This window comes from Bacillus cereus group sp. N6 (assembly GCF_016483705.1).
GTDB classification, from domain to species: domain Bacteria; phylum Bacillota; class Bacilli; order Bacillales; family Bacillaceae_G; genus Bacillus_A; species Bacillus_A wiedmannii.
In genome coordinates, this window is the sequence record NZ_JAEHBI010000021.1 from 1 (window position 1) to 19825 (window position 19825).

Sequence of the window (19825 nt, forward strand, 5' to 3'; positions counted from 1 at the left end):
GAGTATTTTTTTTCATGTTTTCAAATCGGAAACATGTATTTGGCCTGCTTTTTTGTCTGAAAAAGCTGAGTAGTTACTGTTTTTTTATACAAAAATATGTTTGTTTTATTAAAATAATATTGTTATAGATTCGGTATACACTTATAATTTTATATATATTCTGAATATTCTTTATAAAAAAGGAGGGGGAATATTGGAAGATATTGTAAATTGGATAAATAATATTGTTTGGAGTCCCGCACTTGTTTATTTATGTTTAGGAGTAGGGTTATATTTTTCCATTCGAACGAGGTTTTTACAAGTAAGGCATGTAGGAGAAATGGTGAAGCTGACATTTCAAGGAGAAAAATCAGAGGCTGGTGTTTCTTCATTCCAAGCGTTAGCACTTTCGTTATCAGGACGCGTTGGGACAGGAAATATCGCTGGAGTAGCAACAGCAGTTGCCTTCGGTGGCCCAGGAGCTGTATTTTGGATGTGGGCAGTGGCTTTTTTAGGAGCAGGATCAGCTTATGTAGAATCAACACTCGCGCAAATATATAAGACGAAACACCAAGGACAGTTTCGCGGTGGCCCTGCTTATTACATTGAAAAAGGTTTAGGTGTGAAATGGTATGCATTAGTATTCGTTGCAGCGACAATTATTGCAACGGGGCTCTTATTGCCAGGTGTGCAAGCAAATAGTATTGCCGTAAGTTTAGAAACAGCTTTTGGAATTAACACTACCGTATCAGGGGCTTTATTAGTAGTTGTATTAGCTATTATCATCTTCGGTGGCGTAAAGCGAATCGTTAACGTTGCACAGGTTGTCGTACCGTTTATGGCAGTTGGTTATATTTTAGTAGCTTGCGTTATTGTTGCTATGAATATTGAAAAATTGCCAGAAGCATTTATGTTAATTATAAGAAGTGCTTTTGCATTAGAAGCGGCTTTCGGTGGTATTATCGGTTTAGCAATTTCTTGGGGAGTAAAACGTGGTATTTATTCCAACGAAGCAGGACAAGGGACTGGACCACATGCAGCAGCTGCTGCGGAAGTATCACATCCAGCTAAACAAGGTTTAGTGCAAGCATTTTCCGTTTACATTGATACATTATTTGTTTGTTCAGCAACAGCATTTATGATGATTATTACAGGCATGTATAACGTATTTGATGCAAGCGGAAAAAACTTTATCGTAAATAAATTAAATGGTGCTCAGCCAGGACCAGGATATACACAGGCAGCGGTAGAATCTGTTTTCCCTGGATTTGGAAACGGTTTCGTTGCCCTCTCACTGCTATTCTTTGCATTTACAACAATTATGGCGTATTACTACATTGCAGAAACGAATATCGCGTACTTAAATCGTGATAAAGACCGCCCTTGGATGTCTATGGTACTAAAGTTTGTATTTTTAGGAGCTGTATTCTACGGCTGTATAAAAACAGCAGCAACGGCTTGGGCTTTAGGTGACATCGGTGTAGGAATTATGGCATGGGTAAATATCATTGCGATTTTACTATTACAAAAACCTGCATTAGTCGCATTAAAAGATTATGAAAAGCAGAAAAAAGAAGGAAAAGATCCAGTATTCGATCCAGGGCCATTAGGCATTAAAAATGCTGATTTCTGGGAGCATGAATATGGGAAAGATAAGAAAGAAGAAGTATCTTAATGAACACTCCCCCACTTAGCAAAGCTTGAAGTGGGGGTTTCTAACGTTTCGACCTAACGGACGATTAACGTCAGGGGAGTTAACACATTAGCGAGCTGTTTGACGCCTAACCCCTCTATCCCATTTGTCCATGCATTTGGGACTACTTTTCGTAAAATGTTAGCCGCAGCATTTACATCTGCATTAATTAAAGTTTTATTTGCTGAACGATATATGCCGCGCTCTATTCGTTTTCCTGAAAAAGTTGTATTTTGGTCATTTTCTCCATACGTTGGAATGAAGTCGTTATCCAGAAAACTTGCTTTCGATGTATATGATTCTTCAGTTACAACAACTTGAATGCCTACAGCATTTGCTTTGTATGTAATCATTTGAATCAGTAAATTATGTGGGATATGACAAAACGATTGGTTATTTCTTTTTCCCATATTCGTTTCTTGTTTCCAACTTTTGTTTTGACCAATAACGATTTTACAAACTTCTTCTTCTTGAGCTAGTTTTACGATATGGTGACTAACTTTATGGAAGACGTCTTTTATTTTCAAGTAACGTTTTTGATGAAGTTTTTCTATCCTTTTAGAAGTAAAAGGTCCTTCATTAGTTTGTTTTCCATTTCTAAGAATGCTTGTAAAATGACTCTTCATTTTGTTGTAATATTGATTTATGCTTTTGACATGTTTGCCCTTAACAAGGACAGGTTTCATACCTGTGTTTGTTACGATGGTTGCAAGGTTATCAATCCCTAAATCAATACTCATATAACGAGCATTCTCTTCAATAATTTGTTGTTCAGAAGGAACATCAATTACCAATTCCACTACATATTCATTGTATTTTGGAATCACACGAACTTGTTTCAGTTTACCTTCAGTGAAACCTAGTTTCCTAATATTTAATTGTAATTTTGTCTTTGGAAACTTTAAAAATCTACCGTTTTTAATAATGCAATCTTGGTTTGTATACAGAATCTCTTTTTCAGAAGAACGAATATACTTTGGAATCCTAGGCATTCCAGCATATTTGTTTGGATTCTTTTTATAGTCTTTTAAACTAGCAAAAAAAGATTTCCAATTTTGGAACAGACCTTTCATGATTGACTGGCTACATTGCGTAGGCAAAGCTCGATAATCATTTTGAATCATAACCTTAAATAGTGCATCTAGAAAGTTGTAATCTACATAAGGTTTTTCAAAATTAGGTTCTGAAAACAAATTACATTTAATCTCTTTCTGTTCTTCTTTAGGCTTTAATTTCTCTTTTTCCAATTTCTTCTCATAGGCAAGACGTTGTGTGTCATTCATCTTACCAATATTTTTATGAATATTATCCAGAACTTCTTTTTGCAAAGGCTGCAACTCTTTTTCTTGTGTTAATCCAGTGTACACCTGGCGTATATAAAAGTTTGTGGTGTTGTACATGTTCTTAGCGTTATGACAACATTCTTGAAAATAAGAATACATACGATGCCCTTTTTTAATCCAAATTTGAAGAGTTTTATAGTTTGATGGATTTTCCTTTGTCATTTTATTCACCTCCTTGTTAAGGATATTATAGCAAAAATAGAACGTATGTTTCTGTTTTTTTCTTGAAAATAAAATATTTCTTTCGATTCACCTCACCACCTTCACTTACGTTTAGAGGTGGGAGTTCTCTCGAAAGGCATGATAGAAATGAAGGAGCAAAGGGAAAATCCCTTTGCTTTTTTTATGGGCAAAATGAGGCTGGAAGTTATTTTTTTGCCTATTTTTGAATATAAAAAGAATGTACATGCTTTGTTAAGGGAAGGGGGGAGTATGTTGATAGAGTTTCGTAATGTAAATAAATATTATGGTACCTTTCAAGTTTTAAAAGATATTAATGTACAAGTGAAAAAAGGTGAAGTGGTAGTAGTTGTTGGGCCGTCCGGATCAGGAAAAAGTACGTTGCTTCGGTGTATAAATCAGCTAGAGACAATTACAGACGGAGAGTTAATTGTACAAAATACGGAGGTACACAATGTCAAAACAGATATGAATGAATTACGCCGAAATATTGGGATGGTCTTTCAACATTTTTATTTATATCCACATAAAACGGTTCTTCAAAATATTACACTAGCACCGATTAAAGTAAATAAAGTTTCAAAAGAGGAAGCTGAGCAAACAGCGATGTTTTATTTAGAGAAAGTAGGAATTCCTGAGAAGGCTAGTGTATACCCGCATCAATTATCCGGAGGACAACAGCAAAGGGTAGCAATTGCTAGGGGGCTCGCAATGCAGCCGGAAATTATGCTATTCGATGAGCCTACGTCTGCTCTTGATCCAGAGATGATCGGGGAAGTGCTTGATGTTATGAAGACGCTAGCTAAAGAAGGGATGACAATGGTCGTTGTCACGCATGAAATGGGATTCGCGCGAGAAGTAGCAGATCGGATTTTGTTTATGGATGAGGGTCAAATTATTGAAGATACAACACCAGCGCAATTTTTTGCAAGTCCTGAACGAGAAAGAGCGCGTCTATTTTTAAGCCGAGTGTTAAACCATTAAAGGAGGAATTTCATGCTTAAAATGAAAAAGTTGTTTACGTTAATCGTATTTTCATGTTTATTCGTACTTGTCGTTGCCGGGTGCGGAAGTAAAAAAGATGAGGCGAAAGAAACGAATACGAAGCAAGGTGGGGCCATTGAGCAAATTAAAAAGCGCGGGAAGCTAGTAGTTGGGGTGAAGAATGATACGAACTTATTTGGCTTGAAAAATCCTTCGACAGGACAGGTAGAAGGGTTTGATGTTGATATCGCAAAGGCGCTTGCGAAAAAAATTCTTGGAGATGAAAAGAAATTAGAATTAAAAGAAGTAACGTCTAAAACGCGTATTCCACTACTGAAAAATGGTGATATTGATGCGATTATCGCGACAATGACAATTACGGAGGAGCGTAAAAAAGAAGTAGATTTTTCAGATGTATATTTTAAAGCAGGGCAATCGTTACTTGTGAAAAAAGGAGTCGATATTAAAAGTATCGATGATGTGAAAAAGGGTGTGAAAGTGTTAGCTGTAAAAGGTTCAACGTCTACAAATAATATTCGTCAAAAGTCACCGGAAGCGACCGTATTAGAATTTGAAAATTATAGTGAGGCATTTACGGCGTTAAAAGCAGGTAAAGGCGATGTCTTAACGACAGATAACGCAATTCTTTACGGCATGGCAAAACAAGATTCAAATTATGAAGTTGTAGGGAAAATTTTCACAGATGAACCATACGGAATTGCAGTGCAAAAAGGTGCAGATGATTTAACGAAAGAGATTAATAGCTTGCTAAAAGATATGAAGGCGAGTGGAGAGTACGACAAATTGTATGAGAAATGGATTGGGCAAAAGCAAGAGAAGTAAAGTGATAGTTTAATGAATGGAGCTTTATTCTCATTGATAAATAGTAAGAGGATGGGGGATACTCATCCTCTTCTTGTAAAGAAAGAGGGGAGAATATGTGCCTGATTTTTCTATATTAACGAATAACATTGATATGTATGTAGAAGGCTTCAAATATACAGTGATGTCTAGTGTAATTGCATTAATAGGAAGCTTTATTTTGGGAGTAATTTTGGCTGTAATGCGTATTGCACCTATTCGTATTTTAAATTGGTTGGGAGCTACTTTGGTGGAATTTGTAAGAAATATTCCACTCGTATTAATTGCATTTATATTCTATTTCGCTTTACCTGTAATAGGAATTACTTTAAATGGTTTTGTAGCAGGAACAGTTACGCTTACCGTATATACGGCAGCGTTTATTGCGGAAGTTATTCGCGCTGGTATTCTATCAGTCGCGAAAGGTCAGATGGAAGCAGCACGTTCCTCAGGATTGACTTATACGCAAGCAATGTACCATGTTGTTTTACCTCAAGCGATGAAAATCGTAATTCCTCCTTTAGGAAATCAATTTCTCAATTTAGTAAAAAACTCTTCCATACTCGGAATTATCGCTGGTACCGATTTGATGTATCAAGGAGATTTAATTTCAACGAAGACGTTTGTTACGTTCGACGTCTATATATTTGTCGGGATGTTTTATTTAATATTAACAATTCCGCTCAGTATGCTAGTGCGTTATTTAGAAAAACGCTTAGCAAAGGAGGCGGTGTAAATGGATTTTAAGGGAGCAATTACAGGAGATCATATTCTGTTTTTATTAAAAGGATTACTTATAACGTTAGAGGTAGCGCTCGTTGCAATTGTACTTAGTTTTATTATTGGTAGTGTAATAGGGATATTACGCTACATGAAAATACCTGTCGTCTCACAAATATTAGGAATTGTTGTTGAAGTAATTCGAAATTTACCGCTACTTTTAATTATATTTTTCACGTATTTTGCACTTCCAGAAGCAGGCTTGAAATTAGAAATTATAACAGCAGCAATTGTTGCTTTAACAATATTTGAAGCAGCAATGATATCTGAAATTGTTCGAAGTGGTCTATTATCTATTGAAAAAGGACAGATTGAGGCCGCAAGATCTTCAGGATTAACGTATGTTCAGGCGCTGTGGCATATTATTTTGCCACAAGCATTAAGAAGGATGGTCCCGCCGCTTGTCAGTCAGTTTATATCTTTGCTCAAAGATACATCATTAGCAGTTGTTATATCATTGCCAGAGCTTATGCATAATGCTCAAATTATTAGCGGACAGAATGTAAATTATATGATCCCAACGTTTATAGTAGTAGCTTGTATGTACTTTATCGTAAATTATAGTTTATCAATTTTATCGAGAAGATTAGAACTCCGTTAACCTTTACAATATATGTAAAGGTTTTCCCTTGTTTATCCTTATTTTCCTCTAATTAGAATCTAAATCTCGCGATAATTCGATTTTTTTGTATTGTTTTATCAGAAAAGTTTTAATTTTATATAGAAATTGTAATCGCTTTCGTGTATATTTTTATTATCAGAAAATTTTAACAAGATATAGGGGTATCGGTAGGGGGAGGATTTAGATGCAGCAACCAACGAATGAGAAATTACATCGTACGATGAAGAGTAGACATTTATTTATGATCGCACTAGGTGGTGTAATCGGTACTGGTTTTTTCTTAGGTTCAGGTTACACCATTAATCAGGCTGGACCAGGGGGAGCCATCCTTTCCTATTTAGTGGGCGGATTTATTATGTATTTAACAATGCTTTGTCTTGGAGAGTTAACGGTAGCGATGCCAGTTTCAGGTTCTTTCCAAAAGTATGCGACGAAGTTTATTGGACCAGGAACAGGCTTTATGATTGGCTGGCTATATTGGCTTGGCTGGGCAGTGACAGTAGGTTTAGAATTAACGTCAATCGGTTTAATGATGAAAAGATGGTTTCCGAATGTTGATGTTTGGGTGTGGTGTCTCGTATTCGGCGTTATTTTATATGCTTCAAATGCAATCTCAGCGAAGAGTTATGCTGAATTAGAGTTTTGGTTCTCTAGTATTAAAGTAGTTACAATTCTTGCCTTTGTTGTTCTTGGTGGTAGTGCATTACTAGGGTTTATATCATATGACGGAAAAGAAGCGGCACCTCTTTTCTCTAACTTTGTAAGTGATGGTGGATTATTCCCGAATGGACTAGCTGCCGTATTACTTACGATGATTACAGTTAACTTCTCGTTCCAAGGAACAGAGTTAATCGGGATTGCAGCAGGAGAAAGTGAAAACCCAGAAAAAACAATTCCACGTGCGATTCGTAATACAGTATGGCGCATTATGTTATTCTTCATTTTAACAATGACGATTTTAGTAGGGTTAATTTCTTGGAAAGAAGCTGGCGTAATTGAAAGTCCATTCGTAGTCGTATTTGATAAAATTGGTATTCCATACGCAGCTGATATTATGAACTTCGTTATTATTACAGCGTTACTATCTGTAGCGAATTCAGGATTATATGCGGCAACTCGTATATTATGGTCACTTGCAAATGAAGGAATGGCACCAACATCGTTCCAGAAAGTAAATAAGCGTGGTATTCCAATTACAGCATTAGTTGTAACGATTGCAGTAGCTGGCCTTTCTTTATTCACAAGTTTCCTTGCAGAAGATACAGTATACATGTACTTATTATCTATAGCTGGTTTATCGGCTGTTTCAAGTTGGATCATTATTGCTCTATCTCAACTTCGCTTTAGAAGTCAGTATATAAAAGGCGGAGGCAAGTTAGAGGACTTAAAGTATAGAACACCGTTATATCCAATTGTTCCTATTTTAGCTTTACTTACAAATAGTATCGTTGTTATTAGTTTAGCGTTTATTCCAGAGCAAAGAATGGCGTTATACTGTGGTATTCCATTTATCATTTTCTGCTATATATATTATTATATGAGTAAGAAACGGAAGAAACCGATGAAAGTGGAGATGGAAGCGAAGTATGAAAATAAAAATTAAGCATGATGGTATAGAGGCAGATTTATCGTATGGTCCATTAGCGATTGGAAAAGAAAATGGGTATTCACCGTTACAATTACTCGTTTCTTCTATCGCAGGATGTAGTGCAATTGTCTTTCGAACAATTTTAGAAAAGAAACGTATTACATACGATACGTTTACAATTGAAACGGAAATTGGTAGAAGTGAAGCTTTATCAAAACCAGTTGAAAGTGTTCATTTGCACTATAAAATTAAAGCACAAAACATTACAGAAGAGCAATTGGATAAGGCACTACAACTTGCAGTGAAAAATTGCACGATTGTTCAATCGGTAAAAGATAGTATAAAAGTTACGGAAACAATTGAACTAATAAAGTGAAGCATAAAAACGTGAGAATACGGCTCTCACGTTTTTTTGTTTTAGAGAGAGGAGAAAGTGTAATGGAATAATTAGACTGAAAAAGCTGCTTATATTTAGCAGCTTTTTCAGTCTTCATACATATGTAAAATTTCTTTCGCGCGCATACGTAAACCGTCTATCAATTCTTTCGGTTCTAAAACTTGTGCATCTTTTCCAAGTCTATAAAACAAAGGGGTAATAAAATTGATTTCTCCTTTATCAATTGTTGAATGTATATATCCTGTCTGGTCTTCGTTTACTACTACGAATTCTTCAAGGTAAGGAACGCTTTTACATTGGCGCACACCTTCTGCTGTTAATGAGACATGTAACTGGGTAGGAGTGTGTACTACGTTAGAGCTCGAGTCGAACCATTTTTCTAAATTCATGAACGTATCTTCATTTTCTTCTGTTGATAATATAGAAAGAATACGATCAACGCGATACAGTAATACTTTTTTTCTGCTGAAGTCATAGGATGGTAGGTACCATAGCCCATCATGAGCGTATACACCGATAGGATGAACATGTTTTATTTTTATCCCCGATTTAGATTCGTATTGAAAGTGTAAATTTTTATTTTCAATAGCCGCAGTTAGTACTTCGTTTAAAAGAGGTGTATTAATTGTTCTCTTCGGATTCCAAAACGCGATATAAGAACGTATTTTATCAACTTTCGCTTTCGCATCATGCTGTAGAGAGCTATACAGTTTATGTGTAACAGAATTGATTTCTGTGTTAAAAGGTAAGTCTCGATAGTAACTTAAAGATTGAAAAGCAAAAAAGATGGATACTGCTTCTTCTTCGGTAAATAAAATAGGCGGAATGACTCTATTCGTTAATACTTTATATCCTCCGTTACGACCTTGTTCTGCGTAAAGGGGTAATCCCATATCACTTAAATCTAAAATATATCTATGGACAGTACGAACAGAAATGTTAAATTCATCAGCTATTTCCTGAGCTGTAAATGTTCTTTTCGCAGAAGCGAATATAAGAATGTCTAGTAAACGTTTTGCTTTTGACAACTATCTCACTCGTTTCTTTTTTTAACATGACATGAATTGTCATGTTTTAAGGTTAGTATAGTGTGTATAAGGTCATTTTATCAATATACGTTGTAAGGAGGAAAAGAGATGTCACGTGAAATTGTTTTATTTATAGCCGCTAGTTTGGATGGATATATTGCGAAAGAAAATGATGATTTAGAGTGGTTAATGGAAACGGAAGGAGAGGGAGATAACGGTTATACAGAAATGTATGAAACGATTGATACAATAATTATGGGAAAAAGAACGTACGATTATGTAGTAGAGCATATAGAACCATTCCCGTATTTAGATAAAAAATGTTTTGTTTTCTCTAACTCAGAAAAAGGTTCAAACGAACACGTGGAGTTTGTAAATGAAGATGTAGTGGAGTTTACGAAAAGGTTGAAAGAGCAAGAAGGATCTAAAATATGGATGGTCGGTGGAGGGAGTCTACTAAGAGAATTCTTTAAGAATAATTTAATTGATGAATATGTTGTTACGATTACACCGCATATATTAGGTTCTGGAGTTCCGTTATTTCAAGACAAGAATCCAGAAATTAATTTAACTTTAACGGATACGAAACGTTTTGGGCAATTTGTAAATTTATATTATGAAGTAAAATGATAAAAAAACACGACTACTATCAGTAGTCGTGTTTTTGTATAGATGCAATGAAATGATAAAGCAAGACCCATGATCGACTTCGCTCGTTACAGTAATATTCCCGCCGTGTAGTTCTACAATTTCTTTTACGATAGATAGTCCTAAACCAGTTCCGCCTGTAGCTCGTGATCTTGCTTTATCAACTCGATAAAAACGGTCGAAAATGTGAGGGAGGTCTTCAGGCGGAATACCTTCGCCTTCATCTTCAATTGTAATGGAAATACGTTTATGTTCTTCTGTAACAGAAATATTTATATGAGAATGCTCTTGTGAATGTCTATAAGCGTTATTTAAAATGTTTACTACAACTTGTTCAAATCGCTGTTCATCTAAGTTTATTAGCAGTGTAGGAGGACAAGAGAAAGAAACTTTAATGTATCTTTCTTTATACATGGCATTTACTTTTTCGGCTATGCGAGTAAGGAAGGTGTGTAAATATACTTCCTTTACTTGAATAGAAAAGTTATGTTGTTCCATTTGTGCAAGTGAAAATAAATCTTGAACTAAGTTCGTAATATAATCAGACTCATCTTTTATAATAGATAAATATCGCAAACGTTGCTCAGGAGATGTGTTTTCCTTTAAAGCAATGTCAGCATAACCTCTTACGTATGTTAACGGCGTTCGTAATTCGTGAGCAACACTTGCTAGAAATTCACTTCGCTCTGTTTTCATATAATGTAAATCATTAGCAAGCGTTTGAATAGACGATGCTAGTTCACCAATTTCGTCATTTCGATTAGTCGTTAACGAAACGGATAAATCGCCTTTACTCATTTTTTCAGTGGCATGTTTCATGTGTAACAATGGTTTTGTTAACAACCGTGATAAGAGAAAGATGGTGATGACTGTTAATAGAAACGTAATGACTCCTGCAATAATGAATTGTCTTGTTAGCCCGTTAACCATTTCCTCGATTGATTCCGTTCCGAGAAACATATATACGTAGCCTTCCGTTTTTCCTGCCACTATAATGGGGCTAACTGTACATATATAATTAGATGTTTTCCAATGATTCTCTATAATTGCTCCGTCATGATCTGTCCGTGTTTGCATCTTTTCAATATGCTTTTTTATAGTAGTAGTTATTTCGTTGGATTTAGCTAGCACATCCTTATTGGCATTTGTAATAACGACAGTGGTTTCGGCTTCAGATTCCATTAGGGCAACATGGGAGATTGTTTGCTTATCAAAATACTTTTCAAGGACATCTCGGTGACTATTTCCACGCTTTAATAAAGCTGTCATTTCTTCATTTACTCTATTGTTGACAAGGCTATAATAAAGCAAGACAAATAGAACACTTTCAATTAAAAGTGTAACAATTAAAAAATAAAATCCGAGTTGAATAGATATTCGCTTCATCGTTTTGCTCCTTAATCTAGAGTATCAACCCATCGATACCCGACTCCGTAAACAGTTTTTAAATGATGATCAATAGGGAAATTTACTTTTCGTAATTTATCACGCAAATTACGAATATGTGAATCGACTGTTCTATCTTCTGTATTTGTATTTAGTCCCCAAATTCGTTCAATGAGCTGATCGCGGCTTAATACGTAGTTCACATGACGTAAAAATAACCCGAGTAAAGAGAATTCGATTGGAGTGAGAAGAAGTTCTTCATTATAGACAGAAACGAAATACTTTGCCTCATCCCATAAAATGCCGTGATATTGGATTTGCGCGTGTTGATTCGTTCGCCTTAAAACAGCTTCAATTCTTGCGAAAAGCTCTTCTTCATGGAAAGGTTTCGTTACGTAATCATCCGCTCCAAGTTTTAACCCTTGGATGACATCTACCGTTTGATCACGAGCCGTTACCATAATGATAGGAACGTTACTAAAGGATCGAATTCTTTTGCACGTTTCCCATCCATCCATCTTTGGCATCATAATATCGAGTAAAACAAATTTGAAATTTCGATTTTCTATATGTGAAATAGCTTCTTCCCCGGACACTGCACATACGCAGTTATATCCGATTGGAGTAAGATAAAGCGTTAATAATTCAAGCATTCTCGGCTCATCATCTACGAGTAGTATATCGACCATAGAGTACCTCCGCATTTGTAGTTATTACTTAAATTGTAAGTCAAAATCATGAAGAAATGGTGCAGATTATCATGCATCTGCATAATTTCTTCAGAATTGCTTGTTATTGTAAAGTTGAAATTCCATTTTAGGTAATCATATTGGCTCGAAAACGATTCATATGGAGGCGGTATAGTGAAAAAGATGACCCGAATCTTTGGGATAACAATAATTACAGCAGTTGGTCTTGCTGCATGTGGACAAACGAACACGGATCATAAAAACCATGAATCTAAAGAAGAGAAAAAAACAGAGCAAACGGAAATGAAAATGAATCAGGAGGTAACTGCGCCGAAAGAAATGAACGAAGGTGCATCGAATGATTTATTAACGACAAGTTTAAAAAATGTAACGAGATTAAACACAAACGATCCTTTGCAAATGGCAGTAGTAACTTCGCAAACGATATGGCCAGCAACGCATAAAGAGAATCAGCCAGGCGCTGTTATTTTAGTGCCAGTAAACGAGTGGCAATTAGGTATTGCGAGTGCGGATCTTATTCACCATCCGAATAACGGTCCAATTTTATTTATAGAAAAAGAAAAGGTACCCGAAATGACGTTAAAAGAAATAAAACGATTAAATCCGCTCGGAACGAAAGATGGAACACAAATTATGGTGATGGGGGATGTAGGTCCATCTATCCTTGAGCAATTAAAAGCATATAAAGTAAAGCAAATAAAAGAAACGGATCCAGCTATATTTGCTAAAGATGTGGATAAAGAATATGCTGATATAACAGGAAGTTATCCAAATAGTGTTATTATCGGTTCGTCTGAAGAAGAAGGGCGTTTATACACAACACCAGCTGTAAACTGGATTTCTCATATGCCAGAACCGCTTTTATATACAGAAAAAGATAAGGTGCCAGAAGCGACGATAGAGGCATTAAAAATGAGAAAAGATAAAGCGAATATATATGTATTAGGACCAGAAAAAATTATTTCAAAAGCAGTAGAAAAAGAGTTAAGTAAATACGGGAAAGTAACGCGTATTAGTGGGGAGACTCCAACAGAAAATTCGGTTGCATTTGCGAAGTTTAAAGATGAAAAAACGAAATTTGGCTGGGGGTTCACAAAACCAGGTCACGGTTTATCATTTGTTTCAAGCAAAACACCAGATTTAGCAGTTGCAGGAGCACCATTTTCACATATGGGTAAACACGCACCTATTGTATTGTTAGAAGAAGGGAAAGCTTCACAACCAGTGTATGACTTCCTTGCTAGTATTCAGCCGAAGTTTAAAGATGACCCAACGCTTGGACCATATAACCACGGCTTCTTATTAGGAAGTACGAGTGATATTTCATTTGAAACACAAGGTATATTGGATGAGAGGCTAGAGATTGTTCAAGAAAGTGGTCAAGGGCACGGTGGACATTAATAAAGTGAGTAAAGGCGCTGCTAAGGTAGCGTCTTTTTCTTTAGGAAACTTTTACATAGCAAAAATCTCTCTACTCGTTATATAATATCCTTCGTGCAGTCGGCCGAGATTTTCTTATGGAGAAAATCAAATGATAAAAGAGTAGAGGAGTGGTATTTTGTTTCAAACGATAAAAAATGACTGGTTCTCCAATGTGAGAGGAGACGTGCTATCGGGAATTGTCGTTGCTTTAGCGTTAATTCCTGAAGCGATTGCTTTCTCAGTTATTGCAGGCGTGGACCCGACCGTTGGGTTATACGCAGCTTTTTGTATTGCAGTTACCATTTCATTTGTTGGCGGACGAACTGGGATGATTTCAGCTGCAACAGGTGCAATGGCATTATTAATGGTCACGCTCGTTAAGGATCATGGTTTGCAATACTTATTTGCTACAACAATATTAACCGGTATTGTCCAAATTATTTTTGGCGTGTTCAAACTGAGCTCATTTATGAAGTTTGTTCCTAAATCTGTTATGAGTGGTTTTTTAAATTCACTTGGAATTTTAGTTTTTACAGCGCAATTGCCACATTTTAAAAATGCAACTTGGCAAATGTATGCACTTGTCGCATTAGGACTTGTAATTATATATGTATTTCCACGTATTACGACAGCTGTACCGTCTACACTTATTTCCATTATTATTGTGACAAGTATTGCACTTATGAGCGGATTACAGTTAAAAACAGTAGGGGATATGGGAAGCTTGCCGAAAGAATTACCGTTCTTTAGCATGCCTGACGTGCCTTTTACACTTGAGACATTAGGGATTATTTTACCGTACGCAGTTATGCTTGCAATTATCGGTTTACTAGAGTCTTTATTAACAGCTTCAGTTTTAGATGATATGACGCATACGGAAAGTAATAAACATAAAGAGGCACGTGGTCAAGGTATCGCAAACATTGTCGCTGGTTTCTTCGGAGGAATGGCAGGATGTGCAATGATTGGACAATCTGTTATTAATATTAAATCAGGTGGACGAGGTCGTTTATCAACATTTGTAGCGGGTGGATTTCTAATCGTATTACTGTTCGTTTTAGGTGATTATGTCGTTCATATTCCGATGGCAGCTTTAGTTGCAGTTATGATTATGGTTTCAATTGGAACATTTGATTGGAACTCTGTAACAACGATTCATAAAGTACCAAAAGGAAACGCATTTGTTATGATCGTAACAGTTGTGATTGTCTTAATTACACATAATTTAGCATTAGGTGTAATTATCGGAACAGTAATTAGTGCGGTTTTATTTGCATTCAATATGGCAAAGATTCACGTGAAACATTTATATATTGAAAATAAGAAAATATACGAAATTCATGGTCAACTTTTCTTTGCATCTACAGCAGACTTTATAAATAATTTTACATTTGAGGAAGATGTAAAAGAAATTGAGTTGAATTTTACTCACGCACACGTATGGGATGATTCAGCAGTAGCCGCAATTGATAAAGTTATCATGAAGTATGAACAAAGTGACGTGAAAGTAAGTATAACGGGATTAAATGAACGAAGCTCGAAAATTATTTCAAATTTAGCTACTTATAATAAAAGAATCGCAAGTTAGAAGCCTCCTTTTTAGGGGGCTTTATTATATAATACGGGTAGGATAACGAAAAGGGGATTCAGCATATGTACAAACAAATTATATTAGCATGTGACGGTTCTGAACATGCACTTCGAGCAGCGGAACATGCAACATATATTGCGAAATGTAGCGAAGAAACAAATGTTGAAGTTGTGTACGTAGTAGATAATAGAACGGCAAAATCAGATATTATACAAGGTCAAACAGATTTAGAAACAATATCGGCTAGTCGAAAAGATAAATTAAAAGAGATTGAAGGTTTATTAAAGAAAGAGAACATTTCTTATAAAATTACGATATTACATGGCGATCCAGGAGATACGATTGTTCAATATGTAAATACAGGGGATATAGATCTCGTTATCGCTGGCAGTAGAGGGTTAAATACATTGCAAGAGATGGTACTTGGTAGTGTCAGTCATAAAATAGCAAAGCGTGTAAAATGCCCGGTGATGATTATAAAGTAAATTGAATGAGATATTTTGTAGTGTAAGCAAGACCTTGATGTAATTCGAGGTCTTTTTTGACGTATAAAGGGAGAGAGCTTGGACATACTAGATATATAAGTTTAAAGGGAAATTATTAACTTACAAATTTGTAAGTTAGTTGTTAGTAAAATCGATGTTACTCTTATTTTCCCATTGGTAAAATAAGAGTATCAAAGGGGAGATAGGGAGGATGGAAGCAATGAAATCATTTCAAAATTTATCATACAGTCAAGGGGTAAGCTTAATTTGTTTAGGAGGATTTGCTGCATCTGTTACGTTAGCTGTTGTAATAAAGATGATTCATCAAATCTTTTAATCTTACAGTAGGAAAGGAATTGGTTGTTATTAATAGTGAGAGAAGGGTTAGAAATAAAAAATAGCTCCTAGCATGTATCTCAGTGCTAGGAGCTATTTTCTTATTTCTCTGTTTCTGCTTTATCGCTTGTTACGCTAACTTTACCCCATTTGTATTGATCTTCTGGTGTATATTTATAATCTTTTACGCGATTATTTACACCTTTTAAATCAAATTTATAATGAAGTGGAATTAATGGTACTTCGTCATGAACTAATTTTTGCCATTTATCGTATACATCTTTACGGTACTTTTCATCAGCAGCTTCTTTAGAAATACCCTGTTTTAATAATTCTGTGTTTTTGTCAGTAGACCAACGTGTGTAATTGAACGCTGCATTTTTAGCCCAAATACCAGAAGGGTCTGGATCAGATGCAGTTCCCCAAGCGGCAGCGAAAAGATCAACTTTTGGATCATCTTTTTTAATCATATCGTAGAAGGAGTTGAATTCGTGTAAGCGACCATCAAGAAGTTCTACTTTTAGGCCGATGTCTTTCCAAGATTGAATAAAGAATTTTGCAAGTGGTTCACTTACATCGCTACCACTCATTGATAAGAAATTAGCTTTAAATTCTTTACCATTCGGATCTTCACGGAATCCATCTCCGTTCGTATCTTTATAGCCAGCTTCATCTAATAACTTTTTAGCTTTTTCTACATCTTTATCATAGGCACCAACTTTATTGTTATGATATTTTGGTAGAGATGGTGGGATTGGTGAGTTAGCTGGATAACGTAGGCCATGATATAATTTTTCACCAATTTCTTTTCTATCAATAGCATAAGCCATTGCTTGACGTACACGAACATCTTTAAATTTCTCCTTATCCATCACTACTTCTTCTTTTTCTTTATCCATATGGCCTAACTTAAAGCCGATATAGCTATAGTATAAATCGGTTTTACCGACTAATTGTGCATTTTTTAATTTACTTACATTTGGATACTGATCTGCACTTACTTCAGCAATGTCAATATCACCATTTTTTAAGGACGCGTTAACAACGGAAGGGTTAACAACTTTTAAAACCATGCTTTTCAGCTTTGGTTTTCCGCCATAATAGTCATCAAAACGTTCAAATTCAACGGATTCTCCAGGAGTAATTTTCTTCACTTTAAAAGGTCCGAAACCAATTGGGTTTTTACGGATTTTATCAGACTCTGCTAATTTATCGATTGGTACATCTCCTAAGTATTTCTTATGAAGAGGATATGCCCAAAGTCCAGTTTTCACTGAAGGATTCGGTTCTTTAAACGTAATCGAAATTGTTTTTGGATCCGTTACCTTGATACCTGAAATTTTTTCGGCTTTTCCATTGTGGTAATCTTCCATACCTTCAATCATTTGCATTTGAGTGTCATAGCGAGAACCAGCATATTGTTTGCTACCAATTACTAGATAAGAGTATTCTAAATCCTCAGCAGTAACAGGGTTTCCATCATGCCATTTTACATTATCTTTAATTTTTAGTGTAATTGTCTTTTTATCTTTAGAAATTTCATATGTAGCAGCACCATCATTCGTGTATTCCCAGTTTTCGTCATTTGATAATAAAGATTCATCAAAAATTGTAATGACCTGGTTATCAGGATCTCCTTCATATACAGCGAAGTTCAAAAGTCCTTCAAATGGTGTGTTAGAAACAAGACCATATGTTAATGAACCATCTTTAATTTCCTTTTTATCATTTTTAACAGATGCACTAAATTTATTTGTATCTACTTTTTTTGTGCTGCTCGTTTTTTCACTACCACCACTGCCCCCACATGCTGAAAGTAGTAATGTTGAAACTGCAAGTGTACTTAATACTTTGAAAAACTTTGGCTTATTTGTCATTTCTTCCACCCCTTATCCTTTTCTTTGTCTTGCGTCGGCCGAACGGCGTAGCGCTTGACCAATAAAATTTATACACAGCATCAATGTTAAAATCATGATTGATGCGGGTAACCAAATCCACCATTTCTCTTGTAATACATCTGGATTTCTAGCATAACTAACAAGTGTACCAAGGCTTGGTGTACTTTCTGGTAGACCAAATCCTAAGAAGGTTAGACCAGATTCAATACCGATGTTTCCAGCAAGGTTTAATGTAACGCTAACAATGATAATGGAACTTAAGTTAGGTAGTACTTGGAAAAGAATGATCTTCCAGTTTGGTGTTCCTAAAGTTTTTGATGCAGAGACATAATCGAGTTCTTTTTCAGTTAATACTTTTGAGCGAATTAATCTTGCCTTTCCTGTCCATAAGAACACGCTCATAATTAAAATGAAAGTGAAGATATTGAATGTAGGAACAAGTGTAATAAATACAATTACAAGCATTAAAAATGGTAAAACCATAACAAAGTCGATAATGCGCATAATGATATTATCAATTGCTCCTCCAAAATAACCGGCAATTAATCCAATTGAAAGGCCAATTACACAAGAAAGAATAGTAATTGCTAATCCAATTGTAAAGGAGTTACGTGTACCAATAATAAGTTGGCCGAAAATGTCGCGTCCTCCGTAATCTGTTCCTAACCAATGTTCAGCAGAGGGAGGAGCATAAATAGCGAATAAATCAACTCGTACAATATCTTCTTGTTTCATAATAAAAGATGTTGCGTAGACTGCTAGTAATAAGATTGCTAGGAAAATAAGTGAAAACATTGCTAATTTATCTTTACGAAGTTCTCGCCACATAATAGAGAAACCAGAAGGGCTTTTTTCGTAATGAATAACTTCAGTTTGTTTTTCAGGGTTTGCTAACATAACGTCATCTCCTTTCTTTAATCAATACGAATACGTGGATCGACGATGCTTAGAATAATATCTGAAAGGAGAGTTCCAAGTAACGTTGCAAATCCAGTAAACATAACGAGTGCAGTTATTACACTAAAATCACGCTGAGAGATAGATTGTATAAATAGTTGTCCAATTCCTGGATAGCTAAAAATACTTTCTAAAAAGATGGCACCGCCAACTAATCCTGTAATTTCATAGCCTAAGAAGGCTGCAATTGGTAAGAATGAATTTCGTAAAATATGTCTAGAATAGATTTTTGATTCTGGAACACCCTTTGCTCTTACTGTACGCACAAAATCTTTATGTTTCGTATCAATAATTTCGCTTCGTAAATATTGAACCGTACCAACTGTCGCAATTAATGCACCAGATAAAGCTGGTAATAGCATGTGATTCAATTTGCTTAAATAGTAAGCAAATGTACCTGTTGCAACTTGAGGATCAACGCTACCGCCGGTTGGGAATATTGCAAACTTAAATCCGAATAGGAAGAGCATAATTAATGCAAATATAAATAGTGGTGTAGCAAAACCTAGATAGTTGTAAATGGTAATGAGTCGATCAGCCCATGTATCATTCCACCGCCCACTTATAACTCCTAGTGGTATGGCAATTAAATAGGTAAGGATAAGAATAACAAGTGCTAAAGATACTGTATTTCCAAGTCGTTCTCCAATTAAATCGGTTACTTTCATTTTATGTGCATAGGAAATACCGAAGTCACCTTGGGCTGCATTTTTAATCCAGCGAACATATTGTGTTGCAACTGGGTCATTTAATCCAAGCTTTTCACGTTGTTCTTCAATCACTTTTGGATCCGCTTTTGGATTCATTGCTCTGCCGGTTAAGGCATCGCCTGGCATTGCCTTAGCTAATAGAAAGACAAGTACACTTAACACGAATAATTGCGGGATCATCACTAAAAATCTCCGTAATATAAACTTCCACATGTTTTATCACTCCC

The 19825-nt window shown here is 35.7% G+C and carries 19 protein-coding genes; 12 read left to right on the plus strand and 7 right to left on the minus strand.

The features are described from left to right. Positions 1–193: 193 nt before the first annotated feature. Positions 194–1654 (plus strand): alanine/glycine:cation symporter family protein, encoded by a 1461-nt coding sequence (locus JDS99_RS15950; protein WP_199695345.1) that lies wholly within the window; start codon positions 194–196, stop codon positions 1652–1654. A gap of 53 nt (positions 1655–1707) precedes the next feature. Here JDS99_RS15950 and JDS99_RS15955 read toward each other — a convergent pair whose 3' ends face one another. Beyond that, the gene (locus tag JDS99_RS15955) at positions 1708–3177 is read right to left on the minus strand and encodes an RNA-guided endonuclease InsQ/TnpB family protein (protein WP_199695346.1); all 1470 of its coding nucleotides are present in this window, start codon (positions 3175–3177) and stop codon (positions 1708–1710) included. Positions 3178–3450: 273 nt separating this feature from the next. Between JDS99_RS15955 and JDS99_RS15960 the strand changes: the two genes are divergently transcribed. From JDS99_RS15960 to JDS99_RS15985, 6 genes are all read left to right on the plus strand, one after another. Further along, on the plus strand, positions 3451–4179 hold the full coding sequence (locus tag JDS99_RS15960) for an amino acid ABC transporter ATP-binding protein (protein ID WP_179861927.1): 729 nt from the start codon (positions 3451–3453) through the stop codon (positions 4177–4179). Positions 4180–4191: 12 nt separating this feature from the next. Beyond that, positions 4192–5022 carry a glutamine ABC transporter substrate-binding protein GlnH gene (gene glnH, locus JDS99_RS15965; protein WP_199695347.1) on the plus strand — a complete coding sequence of 277 codons (831 nt, stop codon included), beginning with the start codon at positions 4192–4194 and terminating at the stop codon, positions 5020–5022. 97 nt (positions 5023–5119) lie between these two features. Further along, on the plus strand, positions 5120–5776 hold the full coding sequence (locus tag JDS99_RS15970) for an amino acid ABC transporter permease (protein WP_097907403.1): 657 nt from the start codon (positions 5120–5122) through the stop codon (positions 5774–5776). After that, positions 5777–6421, plus strand: coding sequence for an amino acid ABC transporter permease (locus JDS99_RS15975; RefSeq protein WP_131933967.1), 645 nt, complete (start codon positions 5777–5779; stop codon positions 6419–6421). It abuts the gene before it with no gap. A gap of 205 nt (positions 6422–6626) precedes the next feature. After that, complete coding sequence (locus tag JDS99_RS15980; protein ID WP_097907401.1) at positions 6627–8045, plus strand: amino acid permease; 1419 nt, start codon at positions 6627–6629, stop codon at positions 8043–8045. Continuing rightward, positions 8029–8406 (plus strand): OsmC family protein, encoded by a 378-nt coding sequence (locus JDS99_RS15985; protein ID WP_060486998.1) that lies wholly within the window; start codon positions 8029–8031, stop codon positions 8404–8406. The genes JDS99_RS15980 and JDS99_RS15985 overlap by 17 nt, the downstream gene beginning before the upstream one ends. Positions 8407–8513: 107 nt before the next feature. Here the strand turns inward: JDS99_RS15985 and JDS99_RS15990 are convergent, their stop codons facing one another. Then, positions 8514–9455, minus strand: coding sequence for a helix-turn-helix transcriptional regulator (locus JDS99_RS15990; RefSeq protein WP_106383436.1), 942 nt, complete (start codon positions 9453–9455; stop codon positions 8514–8516). A 108-nt stretch (positions 9456–9563) separates the two neighbouring features. Here JDS99_RS15990 and JDS99_RS15995 point away from each other — a divergent pair, with 108 nt between their 5' ends. Continuing rightward, on the plus strand, positions 9564–10085 hold the full coding sequence (locus JDS99_RS15995; RefSeq protein WP_106383437.1) for a dihydrofolate reductase family protein: 522 nt from the start codon (positions 9564–9566) through the stop codon (positions 10083–10085). Here the strand turns inward: JDS99_RS15995 and JDS99_RS16000 are convergent. Together JDS99_RS16000 and JDS99_RS16005 are read right to left on the minus strand one after the other, a co-directional pair. Continuing rightward, the gene (locus tag JDS99_RS16000; protein ID WP_242475738.1) at positions 10065–11489 is read right to left on the minus strand and encodes a sensor histidine kinase; all 1425 of its coding nucleotides are present in this window, start codon (positions 11487–11489) and stop codon (positions 10065–10067) included. The two genes, JDS99_RS15995 and JDS99_RS16000, sit on opposite strands and share 21 nt — an antisense overlap. 11 nt (positions 11490–11500) lie before the next feature. Beyond that, complete coding sequence (locus JDS99_RS16005; protein WP_199695348.1) at positions 11501–12178, minus strand: response regulator transcription factor; 678 nt, start codon at positions 12176–12178, stop codon at positions 11501–11503. Positions 12179–12352: 174 nt separating this feature from the next. Here JDS99_RS16005 and JDS99_RS16010 point away from each other — a divergent pair, with 174 nt between their 5' ends. From JDS99_RS16010 to JDS99_RS16025, 4 genes are all read left to right on the plus strand, one after another. Further along, a complete protein-coding gene (locus tag JDS99_RS16010; protein ID WP_199695349.1) occupies positions 12353–13600 on the plus strand; it encodes a cell wall-binding repeat-containing protein in 1248 nt (415 codons plus the stop codon). Positions 13601–13757: 157 nt separating this feature from the next. After that, entirely contained in the window at positions 13758–15209 is a 1452-nt protein-coding gene (locus tag JDS99_RS16015) for a SulP family inorganic anion transporter (protein WP_088061873.1), read from the plus strand. Positions 15210–15274: 65 nt separating this feature from the next. After that, entirely contained in the window at positions 15275–15697 is a 423-nt protein-coding gene (locus JDS99_RS16020; protein WP_000277996.1) for a universal stress protein, read from the plus strand. A gap of 211 nt (positions 15698–15908) precedes the next feature. Then, a complete protein-coding gene (locus JDS99_RS16025) occupies positions 15909–16034 on the plus strand; it encodes a DUF4027 family protein (RefSeq protein WP_082181333.1) in 126 nt (41 codons plus the stop codon). A gap of 100 nt (positions 16035–16134) precedes the next feature. On the opposite strand, the gene opp4A is transcribed toward JDS99_RS16025, so the two are convergent. From opp4A to opp4B, 3 genes are read right to left on the minus strand one after another with little or no spacing between them, the layout of a single operon-like run. Continuing rightward, a complete protein-coding gene (gene opp4A, locus JDS99_RS16030; RefSeq protein WP_147787929.1) occupies positions 16135–17910 on the minus strand; it encodes an oligopeptide ABC transporter substrate-binding protein in 1776 nt (591 codons plus the stop codon). A 12-nt stretch (positions 17911–17922) separates the two neighbouring features. Next, on the minus strand, positions 17923–18828 hold the full coding sequence (locus tag JDS99_RS16035) for an ABC transporter permease (protein ID WP_088061880.1): 906 nt from the start codon (positions 18826–18828) through the stop codon (positions 17923–17925). 17 nt (positions 18829–18845) lie between these two features. Continuing rightward, positions 18846–19811: an oligopeptide ABC transporter permease gene (gene opp4B / locus JDS99_RS16040; protein WP_088061882.1), complete on the minus strand. Its 966-nt coding sequence runs from the start codon at positions 19809–19811 to the stop codon at positions 18846–18848. Positions 19812–19825: the final 14 nt, after the last annotated feature.